This window comes from Aeromonas veronii (assembly GCF_040215105.1).
GTDB classification, from domain to species: domain Bacteria; phylum Pseudomonadota; class Gammaproteobacteria; order Enterobacterales; family Aeromonadaceae; genus Aeromonas; species Aeromonas veronii_G.
Genome location: NZ_CP157875.1, coordinates 2,840,657 through 2,852,822, shown reverse-complemented (window position 1 = coordinate 2,852,822; position 12,166 = coordinate 2,840,657). Strand labels below are relative to the sequence as shown.

Here is a 12,166-nt window from a genome sequence, read left to right as displayed (position 1 = left end):
AGGGTTCCCTCCTTATTGCGCCTGGATTCTGAGTTCTGCACTGGAACGGCTGGTGTGACCGAGCAGGGACTTGACGTCGCTGGACTTGGGTTTGATCAGCCTGAACTTGGGCACATAGGAGTCGAAGTTGGCCAGGATCTCCTCGGCGCGTGAGCTGCCTGTCTCGTTGAGGTGCGCCGTGATGATGCCGCGCAGGTGCTCCTGGTGGATGGCGAGGTCCGCCACGTCCAGCAGTTCCACCAGCTCGGGGTTGGTGCGTTTGGCAAAGTTGCCGCACTCGTCCAGCACATAGGCGAAACCGCCCGTCATGCCGGCCGCGAAGTTGACGCCGGTGGTGCCCAAAATGGTCACGATACCGCCGGTCATGTACTCACAACCGTTGTCACCGATGCCCTCGACTACCGCCAGGGCGCCTGAGTTGCGCACCGCGAAACGCTCCCCTGCGGTTCCCGCCGCATAGAGTTTGCCGCCGGTGGCCCCATAGAGACAGGTGTTGCCGATGATGGCCGCCTCGTGGGATTTGAAGGCCACGCCGAGGTGGGGTTTGACCACCAGCTTGCCGCCGGTCATGCCCTTGCCCACGTAGTCGTTGGCATCCCCGGTGAGTATGAGTTCGAGGCCGCCCGCGTTCCAGACGCCGAAGCTCTGGCCGGCGGTGCCGTTGAAGTGTACCCGCACCGGATCCGCCGCCATGCCCTGGTTGCCGTGACGCTTGACGATTTCCCCTGACAGGCGTGCCCCCACGGAGCGGTCGGTGTTGCGGATGTCGTAGCGGAACTCGCCGCCGCTCATGTTCTCTACCGCGCCCAGCAGATCCTCAACCATCTGGAGGTTGAGCGGCCCCTTGTCGAAGGTGGGGTTGTGCTGCTGGCTGAACAGGCTGGAACCCGCCGGTGCCACCGGGCTTGCCAGCACGCCGGACAAGTCCAGCTTGGACTGGCGGGCGGTGAGGCCGGGCAGGGCTTCGAGCAAGTCGGTGCGACCGATGAGGTCGGTGAGCTGGGCGACGCCAAGCTCTGCCATCAGCTCGCGGGTCTCCTCGGCGATGAACTGGAAGTAGTTCATCACCATCTCCGGCAGGCCGGTGAAGTGCTCCCGGCGCAGCTTCTCATCCTGGGTCGCGACGCCGGTGGCGCAGTTGTTCAGGTGACAGATCCGCAGGTATTTGCAACCGAGCGCCACCATGGGGCCGGTACCGAAACCGAAGCTCTCGGCGCCGAGGATGGCCGCCTTGATGATGTCCAGACCCGTCTTGAGACCACCGTCCACCTGCAGACGCACCTTGTGGCGCAGACCGTTGGCGACCAGCGCCTGCTGGGTCTCGGCCAGACCCAGCTCCCAAGGGGATCCGGCGTATTTGACCGAGGTCAGCGGGCTTGCACCTGTGCCGCCGTCGTAGCCGGAGACGGTGATGAAGTCCGCGTAGGCCTTGGCCACGCCGCAGGCGATGGTGCCGACGCCAGGCTCGGACACCAGCTTGACCGACACCAGGCAGTCGGGGTTGATCTGCTTAATGTCGAAGATGAGCTGGGCCAAGTCTTCGATGGAGTAGATGTCGTGGTGCGGCGGCGGGGAGATGAGGGTCACGCCGGGCACGGAATAACGCAGCTTGGCTATCTGTGCTGTCACCTTGTCACCGGGCAGCTGCCCCCCTTCGCCGGGCTTGGCGCCCTGGGCGACTTTGATCTGCACCACGTCCGCGTTCATAAGGTAGTGGGGAGTGACGCCAAAGCGCCCCGACGCCACCTGCTTGATGCGGGAGTTCTTCTCGGTGCCGAAGCGCTTGGGATCTTCGCCGCCTTCACCGGAGTTGCTCTGACCGCCGAGGCGGTTCATGGCGATGGCGAGCGCCTCATGGGCCTCGGGGCCCAGGGCACCGATGGACATGGCGGCGGAGTCGAAGCGCGGGAACATCCTGGCCGCGGGTTCCACCTCTTCCAGAGCGATGGGCGTCGTGCCCTTTTTCAGGGACAAGAGGTCGCGCAGGGTCGCCACCGGGCGCTCGTTGACCAGACGGGCGTACTCCTTGTAGTCGGCGTAGTTGCCGGAGCGCACCGCCACTTGCAGGGTCTGCACCACGTCCGGGTTGTAGGTGTGGTACTCGCCACCGTGGACGAATTTGAGCAGGCCGCCCTGAGTGAGCGGCTTGCGGCCGAGCCAGGCCTGGCGGGCCAGATTGACCTGATCCTGCTGGATATCGGCAAAATCGGCGCCCTGGATGCGGCTCGATACGCCGCGGAAGCAGAGCTCCACCACCGCCTTGGAGAGGCCGATGGCTTCGAACAGCTGGGAGCAGCGGTAGCTCGCCACCGTGCTGATGCCCATCTTGGACATCACCTTGTAGAGGCCCTTGTTGATGCCGTTGCGGTAGTTGAGCATGGCCTGGCGCAGGCTCATCTTGAGCACGCCTTCCTCGACCTGTTTGGCCAGAGTCTCGTAAGCCAGATAAGGATAAATGGCGGTTGCACCGAAGCCCAGCAGTACGGCGAACTGGTGCGGGTCGCGTACGCTGGCGGTTTCCACCAGAATGTTCGCATCGCAGCGCAGATTGTTGTCCACCAGGGTGCGCTGCACCGCCCCCACCGCCATGGCGGCCGGGATGGGCAGGGTGTCCTGGCTGATGTCTCTGTCCGACAGCACGATGAGCACTGTGCCGGCGCGGGCCGCGTCGGCGGCTTCACGGCAGAGGCGCTCGAGGGCCGCCTGCAGCCCCTCTTCGGGCTGGTAGTTGAGGCTCAGTACCGCGTGGCGGTAGTGCTCCCCTTCCAGGGCCAGCAGCTGGTGGAAGTCGGAGTAGAGCAGGATCGGCGACTGGAACAGCACCCGGTGGGCGTGGCCGAAGGTCTCGTTGAACACGTTCTGCTCGCGGCCGATACAGGTGGCCAGCGACATGACGTGGTTTTCCCGCAGGGGATCGATGGGCGGGTTGGTCACCTGGGCGAACATCTGGCGAAAGTAGTCGTACAGGGTGCGCTGGCTGGAGGAGAGCACCGCCATGGGGGTGTCATCCCCCATGGAGCCCACCGCCTCCTGGCCGTTCTCGCCGAGCACGCGGATCACCTGATCCAGCTCCTCGTAGGAGTAGCCGAACAGCTTCTGGTAGGTCTTGAGGCGATCGTCCGGGAACTCGCGGGCACCGGTGCTGGCGTCGTCCATCTGCTCGAACGGCACCAGGCGCTTGCAGTGCTTGTCCATCCACTGCTTGTAGGTGTGACGGCTCTTGAGATCGTCATCGATCTCGAAGCTGGTCCAGATCTTGCCGTTGCTGGTATCCACCACGAACAGCTCGCCCGGGCCGACCCGGCCCTTCTCCAGTACCTCGTCCGGGGTGTAGTCCCAGGTGCCCACTTCGGAGGCCAGGGTGATGAACTTGTCCTTGGTGATGACGTAGCGGGCCGGGCGCAGGCCGTTGCGGTCGAGGGCACAGGTGGCGTAGCGGCCATCGGTCATGACGATGCCGGCCGGGCCATCCCAGGGCTCCATGTGCATGGAGTTGAAGTCATAGAAGGCGCGCAGATCGTCATCCATGTTCGGGTGCTTCTGCCACGCAGGCGGGATCAGCAGGCGCATGGCGCGGAACAAGTCCATGCCGCCGGCGAGGAAGAGATCCAGCATGTTGTCGAGGCTCGAGGAGTCCGAGCCCGTGGTGTTGACGAAGGGGGCGGCTTCCTGCAAGTCCGGAATGAGCGGAGTGGCAAACTTGTAGCTGCGGGCCTTGGCCCACTGGCGGTTGCCGGCGATGGTGTTGATCTCGCCGTTGTGAGCCAGGTAGCGGAACGGCTGTGCCAACGGCCAGCGCGGGCTGGTGTTGGTAGAGAAACGCTGGTGGAACACGCAGATGGCGGCCTGCATGCGGATGTCGGCGAGATCCAGATAGAAGCGCGGCAAGTCCACCGGCATGCACAGCCCTTTATAGACGGTGACCAGGTTGGAGAGACTGACCACGTAGAAGTAGTCGTCGCTGATGCGCTTCTCGATGCGGCGGCGCACGATATAGAGGCGGCGCTCGAGATCCTTGTCGACCCAGCCCGGGGGGGCGTTGACAAAGACCTGTTCGATGCTGGGCAGTGAGGCCTTGGCGATGGGACCGAGTACATTGGTATCGATGGGCACCTTGCGCCAACCGACCAGACTCAAGGTCTCTTTCTCAAGCTCCTCGTCGATGATGTCGCGAGTGGCCTGGGCCAGGACGGGATCCGGGTTCAGGAACAGCATGCCGACCGCATAATTGCGGCCAAGGTGCCATCCCTTCTCTTCGGCGACAGCGCGATAGAAGCTGTCCGGTTTTTGCAGCAGCAGGCCGCAGCCATCGCCAGTTTTGCCATCGGCGGAGATACCGCCGCGGTGCTGCATGCGAGCCAAGGCTGACATCGCGAGACGGACAAGCTTGTGGCTGGCTTCCCCTTCCATGTGGGCCAACAGGCCGAAGCCACAGTTATCCCTCTCCAGCTTTGGATCATATAGTGACATTGCATTTCTCCCTTGCTCGGCCTTCCATCGCTCTGTCATCGACAGACTGCATAAATTGCGATTGGCTCTTGTGGTTCCGTCCGCCTGAGGTGGCGAATCTCCAAACTAATGGGAATTTTCGGCAAGGTCAATTGGACATCCCTGCTGTTTGCAATGTTACATCGGCATAACAAAATGCGGGATTGGGGGGGTAATTCTGATTAAACCTATATATTAATCTGATATTTATTTAAATAGTGGTTTTTTGCTCTGCCAATGGTGGGTTTGGTGGTTGACTGCATCGTGCCCGTTTCCTGTAGTAATCTTACCAATTCATCTCGTCAGGGGAGGGCGGGGATCACATTTCAGGATCCTGTGTCTTGCATTTACAGATTGCCGGGCTATATGGAAATTATTCATGATTAACAGTTGTTTATAGCCACTCCCGGTTTACCGCTGGCAACCTTGCCGGGAGAGAGAAGGTTTCCAAAAGTACCCTGAATAGCATGGTTGTGTATATTTATTCGTGAATTGATGAATATTTATATGATTTCTGGCCAAAGAGAGGCTTGATCCAGCTCACTCCCTCCCAAGGACCTAGCCCTTACAATGTCGCCTCATCACGGAGGCGTCATGCAGTTACACGAACTCATCAATACATTCGGCCAGGATCTCAAGCAGCGTCATGGCCAGAAGATCCATAAACTCTCCATTCACGGTGCCTTTACCTGCCCGAATCGGGACGGCACCCTTGGCCGTGGCGGCTGCACTTTCTGTAACGTCTCCTCTTTTGCCGACGAGTCGGCCCAGCAGCTTTCCGTCGTGCAGCAACTGCTGGCGAGGCGGGATGAGGTGACCCGCGCCAAGCGTTATCTCGCCTATTTTCAGGCCTACACCAGTACCTACGCCGAGGTGGAGTACCTGCAGCGCATGTATGAAGAGGCGTTGTCGGTGAGCGACATGGTGGGGCTCTGTGTCGGCACCCGCCCGGACTGTGTGCCGGATGCGGTGCTGGACTTGCTGGCCGGCTATCAGGCGAGAGGCTACGAGGTGTGGCTGGAGCTCGGGCTGCAGAGCGCCAATGACAAGACGCTGCAGCGGATTAACCGGGGTCATGGCTATGGCGCCTATGAAGATGCGGTGCGCCGCGCCCATGCCAGAGGCATTAAAGTGTGTGCCCACCTCATCGTCGGTCTGCCGGGGGAGGCGGCCATGGACAGCCTGGGGACTCTGCACCGCATCGTCGAGACCGGGGTGGAAGGGATCAAACTGCATCCGCTGCACGTGGTGGAGGGGAGCTCCCTTGGCAAGGCCTGGCAAGCAGGGCGTCTCGTGGTTCCGACCCTGGAGGAGTATGTTGCGGCAGCGGTGGCCATGATCCAGCACACTCCTCCCGAGGTGGTGTACCACCGCATCTCGGCATCGGCCCGCCGCCCGACCCTGCTGGCGCCTGCCTGGTGCGAGAATCGCTGGACGGCCATGGCCGATATCGCGGCGGAACTGAGTCGCATGGGCCCCCAGGGGGCCAGCCTGGGTCGACCCTTCTCCCTGCTGGGCACTAATGAGCAGTCACTCTAATTTCATCAAAAAAACAGGGGCTTATTAGAAGAAATTCAGTCTTTGCGGTATAGTTTCATTCAAGTCGCCTTGTTATCATGGTCGGCTTGAAAAATACATTGTTATCAATAAGCTTGTAGTGTTTACGAATCGGACAGGACGCGTCGGTATTCGGGCCGCCACCTCACGCCATCCGGGTTTCATATCCGGGGCCAGATGAGGGAGTGAGGCGCGTCATGGAAAGTCCTGTCACCGTGCGCTAATCAGGTTGTCGATCCCGGGGTCTGTACATGATGTCTTTTGCCGATCCCCGCCGCCTCGGGTGGCGACACTCCCGCGACAACCGTTTGAAATCATATTTAACGGGATGCTATGCAAGCAGAAACTAGCCGTATTGATGAGCTACTGGAATGCCTGGTCTTCTTGACCCGCTTTTATGGCGTACCCAACAGCCAGGATGCCCTGACCAACGGCTTGCCGCTGGTATCCGGCCGTCTGAGTACCGCACTCTTCAGCCGCGCTGCCGAGCGGGGAGGGCTCTCGGCCCGTGAGGTGATCCAGCCGCTCGAAAACATCTCTTCTCTGCTGCTGCCCTGCGTGTTGCAGACCCGCAACGGCGGGGCTTGCATCCTGCTGGAATGGAGTGAAGACAGAAGCCAGGGCAAAGTCATCTTTCCCCAGGCCGGTGATGCCGCCCAGTGGGTGAGCGTTGCCCAGCTCGGTGACGAATACAATGGCCGATGCTTCTTCGTCAAGAAGCAGTTCAAGTTTGACGAGCGCTCCCCCAAGGTCCTGGAGACCCGGGATGGCCACTGGTTCTGGAGCACGCTGTTCGAGTCCCGTGGTATCTATCGGGACGTGCTGATCGCCTCCATCCTCATCAACCTGTTTGCGGTGGCCAGCCCCCTGTTCACCATGAACGTCTACGACAAGATTGTGCCTAACCTGGCCTTTGACTCCCTCTGGGTGCTGGCGGTCGGGGCCATGGTGGTGTTTACCTTCGACTTCGTCATGCGCCAGTTGCGCAGTTACTTCATCGATATCGCGGGCAAGAAATCGGACGTGTTGTTGTCGGCCAAGATCTTCGCCAAGGTGATGGGGATGAAGATGGAGTCGCGTCCCGCCTCGACGGGGGCCTTTGCCAAACACCTGCAGGAGTTCGAGTCGGTGCGGGAATTTTTTACCTCCGCCACCGTCTCCACCCTGATTGATCTGCCCTTTGCCATCTTCTTCCTGTTCATCATCTGGATCTTCGCCGGTGTCATGGTAGTGGTCCCCATCGTCGCCATCCTGATCCTGGTTGCCTACAGCTTCTATATTCAGGAGCCCCTCAAGCAGTCCATTGAGGAAGGCTCCCGTCTCGCCTCCCAGAAGAACGCGAACCTCATCGAGAGCATCTCAGGCCTTGAGACCGTGAAGATCTTCGGCGCCGAGAGCCTGTTCCAGCACCGCTGGGAGCAGGCGGTATCCCATATCTCCACCTGGGGTGTGCAGACCCGCCGTATTACCAACTCCATGTCATCACTGGCGAGTTACATCCAGCAGGTGGTGACCGTGGGGCTGGTTATCGTCGGGGTCTATCAGATCTCGGAAGGATTGGTGACCATGGGGGGCATGATCGCCGCCGTCATGCTGTCGAGTCGCGCCATCGCGCCCATGGTGCAACTCTCCGTGCTCTCCACGCGCTATAACCAGGCCAAGTCGGCCCTCGAGATCCTCGAGAAGATCATGATGACCCCGGGGGAGCAGGAGGAAGGCAAGCAGTACATCCACCATCCGGTGATCCAGGGGCGCATCGAATTCGAGAATGTCTCCTTCAAGTACCCGGGGATGGAGAGCAGCACCCTGCACAACATCTCCCTGCGCATCGAACCCGGCGAGAAGGTGGCCATCATCGGCCGTATTGGCGCGGGCAAGACCACGCTGGAGAAGCTGCTGATGGGTCTCTATCGTCCGACCGACGGCTCGGTCAGGCTCGATGGTTTTGAACTGGATCAACTGCCGCCGGCGGCCATCCGCCGCAATATCGGCTGTGTGCCCCAGGACGTGACCCTCTTCTTTGGCTCGGTGCGGGACAACATCATGCTCGGCAACCCGCTGGTGGATGATGCGCGGGTGATGCGCGCCGCCAAGCGCGCCGGGGTGACCAATTTCACCAACCGGGATCCCAACGGGCTGGACAGACAGATAGGTGAAGGTGGACGCCAGCTCTCCGGTGGCCAGCGTCAGGCCATCTTGCTGGCTCGCTCCCTGCTCAATGATCCACCCATCCTGGTGATGGACGAGCCGACCTCCAACATGGACAACCAGTCCGAGATGCTGGTGAAGCAGGAACTGGCGCGGCTCGGGCCCGAAACCACGCTGATCCTCATCACCCACAAGACCTCCATGCTGGATGTGGCTTCCCGGGTGATCGTGGTGGAGCAGGGCCAGATAGTGGCCGATGGTCCCAAAGAGGTGGTATTGCAACAATTGAAGGAAGGCAAGGTACGCGTGCAGGAGACGGCCCATGGCTAACAACTGGTTCAAGAAAACGGCCCCCGACACCGTCCTGCCTTCCCCGGAACAGCTGGAGTTCGTGGATGACGGGGCCGCCGCCGTCCTGCTGACCACGCCGACCCGTGCCAGGGTTCTGCTGTGGGCCTGCTTCCTGTTCTTCGTGAGTGCCATCGTCTGGGCCGCCTGGGCGAAGCTCGATGAAGTCACCGTGGGCCAAGGCAAGGTGATCCCGTCTCGCCAGCTGCAGGTCATCCAGAACCTGGAAGGGGGGATCGTCAAGGAGATCTTCGTCAAGGAAGGGGACATCGTCGAAAAAGGGGAGCCTTTGCTGCGCATCGACGACACCCGCTTCAAGTCGGATTTTCGGGAGCGTGAGCAAGAGCTGGTGACCCTCAAGGGGGATATCGCCCGTCTGCGCGCAGAGATAAAGAGCGTGATCGTAAAGAATGAGCCGAATCTGGGCTGGCGTGAGCAAGTGGTCATCGACAAGCAGCCCATCGTCTTCCCGGATGGCTATGAGAATGTGTTCGCCGAATATGCGAACCGGGAGAAGTCGGTTCAGAACGATCGTCTCAACAATCTGCAGAACCAGCTTTATATCCTTGGTCAGCAGATAGAGCAGAAAGAACAGGAAACCATAGAGCTCAATGCCAAGATCCGCACCGTGAGCCGCAGCGTCGACCTGGCGCGTCAGGAGCTCAACATCAGCCGTCCGCTCGCGAAAGAGGGGATAGTGCCTCAGGTGGAGCTTATCAAGCTGGAGCGGCAGGTGAACGAGATGCAAGGGGAGCTGGAAGCCAATCGCCTGCTGATCCCCAAGCTCAACTCTGTGCTCCGTGAAACCATCTCCAAGCGCAATGATATCGCCCTGAAATTCCGGGCCGACTCCCAAACTGAGCTCAACGAGCGTCAGGGCAAGTTGGGTCAGCTCTCAGAGGGGCAGGTCGGGCTGCGTGACCGGGTCGATCGGACCAGCGTCATCGCCCCGCTCAAGGGCACCATCAAGAAACTCAAGATCAATACCCTGGGGGGCGTCGTGCAGCCCGGGATGGATCTGATGGAAATAGTACCGCTGGAAGATACCCTGCTGGTGGAGGCCAAGGTCTCGCCGAAGGACATCGCCTTCCTGCGTCCCGGGCTCGAGGCCGTGGTCAAGATAACGGCGTACGATTTCACTGTTTATGGAGGTTTACATGGCAAGGTTGAACAGATAAGCGCGGACTCCATTCAGGATGAGGAGGGCAACTCCTTCTATCTGGTGCGGGTCCGAACCGAGAAGAGTTATCTGGGCGATGAGCTTAACGCACTTCCCATCATCCCCGGTATGTTAGCCAGTGCAGATATCATAACTGGTAAAAAAAGTGTCTTAGACTACTTGCTAAAGCCGATCTTGCGGGCTAAGCAGTCGGCACTGAGAGAACGATAAGCCAACAATCTAAAAACAACATGACTGGAGATACCATGAAGAAGACGATTGTTGCCATGCTGGTCAGTGGCGCAGTGCTGTTCCCTGGCCTTGGCCAGGCTCAAACGCTGGAGCAGTCAGTGGCACAGTCACTGGCCACCCATCCTAAAATCAAGGAAGCTTTTGACCTCTATCAGGCACGACTGTATCAGCATGATGGAGCCAAAGGTGGCTATTATCCCACCATCGATCTGCGTGGCGGTGTCGGTTATGAAAAGACTGACAGCCCCTCGACCCGCGCTGCTGGCGCGAACTCGCAGACCATCGATGATTCCATGACTCGTAAAGAGGCCGGGATCAGTCTGCGCCAGATGCTGTTCGACGGCTTTGACGTCAGCAGCAACGTGGCCCGTACCGATGCCGCCGCCGAGGCCCAGCGCCTGGCCATGATCTCCGAAGCAGAGAATACCGCGCTGCGCGTGGCAGAGGTGTACCTCAACATGCTGCGTCAGCAGGAGATCCTGGAGCTATCCAAGCAGAACCTGGAGACTCACGAACAGATCCGCAGTGACATCCAGAAACGGACTGACTCCGGCCTGGGGTCGACCGCAGACCAGACCCAGATCGATGGTCGTGTGGCCCGAGCCTATTCCAACCAGGCGGCAGCCGAGAACAACTATCGGGATGCCGAGAGTGAGTTCATCCGTGTCGTGAACGAGGTACCCAAGGATCTGGTTCAGCCCGCGCCTAACAGCCAGCTGATCCCGGCGACCCTTGAAGATGCGCTCAAGACGGCGACCGAGCTGCATCCGACGCTGTTGTCATCCCTGCAGGATATCGAAGAGGCGAAATACCAGCACGAAGGGTCCAAGTCCGGCTTCTATCCGAATGTGGCATTCGAAGTGGATCAGAACTGGAACGAGGATATCGACGCGGTCAAGGGCCGTAACGACGACCTGACCGCCATGGTCCGGATGCGCTACAACCTGTTCCGTGGTGGCTCCGATCTGGCGGAAAGCAAAGCCACCTCGGCGCTCTATTCCCAGGCGAAAGACATTCACTTGAATGCCTTCCGTCAGGTGGAAGAGGGTACCCGTCTTGCCTGGAACGCCAAAGAGTCTCTGGCCAAGCAGAAGGTGTTCCTCAAGGAACACGTGGATGCGAGCTATGACACCGTTCAGGCGTACAAGAAGCAGTTTGGTCTGGGCCAACGGACCTTGCTGGACGTGCTGAACACGGAGAATGAACTGTTCGAAGCGCGTCGCAGCTACATCACGGCCGAGTATGACTCCTTGCTGGCGGACTACCGGATCCTCAACGCCACCGGGGGTCTGCTCAATGCCATGAACGTGCAGCAGCCAGCCGATTGGCAGGCCAACAACAACTGATGTCCATCCCGTTGACATGAGTTCAGACAAAGCAATGGCTGCAGCTCGCTGCAGTCATTCTTTTATGTTGTTGTCTCACGGGACGTTTTGATGCACTGCCGCAGGGGAAGAATGTGACGTTCGGCTACAAAGCAAGCAGCAACGGGATGACCAGGTGGGGACGGCTTATGCGTCTGTCTCTGCGTGGTTCTCGTTCGATGCTCTGGTTGTGCCTGCTGTCGCTCCCCTTGCTGCTCAATGCCAGCCAGCCTCTCTCATCGGAAGATCTCAAACTGGTCAAGCGTGCGGAAGAGACCTATGGCGTGAGGGCAGGCAAGCGGGTGACCGGTTGGCGCACCCTGGCCATGCAGAATCGGGATGCGGGCCTGTCGGATCGGCAGAAACTGGAGAAGGTGAACCAGTTCTTCAATCAGATGCGCTTCATCGACGACATCAAGCTGTGGCACAAGAAAGATTATTGGGCGACCCCGTTGGAATTTTTGGGGGCTGCCGGCGGAGATTGTGAAGACTTCAGCATTTCCAAATATTTTACGCTGCTGGAGCTTGGCATCCCGGATGAAAAAATGCGAATGGTATATGTCAAGGCATTGGATTATAACCAGTTTCATATGGTGGTTGCGTATTATGAGACGCCCGCCTCCGTGCCATTGATTTTGGACAATCTGGTCGGCGCCATTCGACCGGCCAGTCAACGGGCGGATCTGCTGCCCATTTACAGCTTTAACGGTAGTCACTTGTGGTTGATGAAGGCGCGTGGACAAGGGGAATTGACCGGACAGTCGTCACGCTTGGGATTATGGAATGATTTACGCAATCGCATGACTTCGGGGCGATTGGCTCGGCCAGTGCTGAATTTGGATGATTAACC

6 protein-coding genes are annotated in these 12,166 nt (G+C 59.6%); 5 read left to right on the top strand and 1 reads right to left on the bottom strand.

The features are described 5' to 3' along the window. Window positions 1-12: 12 nt before the first annotated feature. Entirely contained in the window at window positions 13-4,470 is a 4,458-nt protein-coding gene (gene gltB, locus ABNP46_RS13095; RefSeq protein WP_349918341.1) for a glutamate synthase large subunit, read from the bottom strand. A 612-nt stretch (window positions 4,471-5,082) separates the two neighbouring features. On the opposite strand from gltB, the gene ABNP46_RS13090 reads away from it, so the two are divergent. The 5 genes from ABNP46_RS13090 (at window position 5,083) to ABNP46_RS13070 (ending at window position 12,164) form a co-directional block, all read left to right on the top strand. Beyond that, complete coding sequence (locus ABNP46_RS13090; protein ID WP_349918339.1) at window positions 5,083-6,027, top strand: TIGR01212 family radical SAM protein; 945 nt, start codon at window positions 5,083-5,085, stop codon at window positions 6,025-6,027. 351 nt (window positions 6,028-6,378) lie between these two features. After that, window positions 6,379-8,523, top strand: a complete 2,145-nt coding sequence (locus ABNP46_RS13085; protein ID WP_349918338.1) for a type I secretion system permease/ATPase — start codon at window positions 6,379-6,381, stop codon at window positions 8,521-8,523. After that, window positions 8,516-9,931 carry an HlyD family type I secretion periplasmic adaptor subunit gene (locus ABNP46_RS13080; protein ID WP_349918336.1) on the top strand — a complete coding sequence of 472 codons (1,416 nt, stop codon included), beginning with the start codon at window positions 8,516-8,518 and terminating at the stop codon, window positions 9,929-9,931. The genes ABNP46_RS13085 and ABNP46_RS13080 overlap by 8 nt, the downstream gene beginning before the upstream one ends. Before the next feature lie 35 nt (window positions 9,932-9,966). Then, window positions 9,967-11,298 (top strand): TolC family outer membrane protein, encoded by a 1,332-nt coding sequence (locus ABNP46_RS13075; protein ID WP_349918334.1) that lies wholly within the window; start codon window positions 9,967-9,969, stop codon window positions 11,296-11,298. A gap of 167 nt (window positions 11,299-11,465) precedes the next feature. Next, entirely contained in the window at window positions 11,466-12,164 is a 699-nt protein-coding gene (locus tag ABNP46_RS13070) for a transglutaminase-like cysteine peptidase (protein ID WP_349918333.1), read from the top strand. Window positions 12,165-12,166: the final 2 nt, after the last annotated feature.

Coding starts and splice junctions, on each gene's coding strand:
- ABNP46_RS13075 (WP_349918334.1), top strand. CDS start 9,967: ATGAAGAAGACGATTGTTGCCATGCTGGTCAGTGGCGCAGTGCTGTTC.
- ABNP46_RS13090 (WP_349918339.1), top strand. CDS start 5,083: ATGCAGTTACACGAACTCATCAATACATTCGGCCAGGATCTCAAGCAG.
- ABNP46_RS13080 (WP_349918336.1), top strand. CDS start 8,516: ATGGCTAACAACTGGTTCAAGAAAACGGCCCCCGACACCGTCCTGCCT.
- ABNP46_RS13085 (WP_349918338.1), top strand. CDS start 6,379: ATGCAAGCAGAAACTAGCCGTATTGATGAGCTACTGGAATGCCTGGTC.
- ABNP46_RS13070 (WP_349918333.1), top strand. CDS start 11,466: ATGCGTCTGTCTCTGCGTGGTTCTCGTTCGATGCTCTGGTTGTGCCTG.
- gltB (WP_349918341.1), bottom strand. CDS start 4,470: ATGTCACTATATGATCCAAAGCTGGAGAGGGATAACTGTGGCTTCGGC.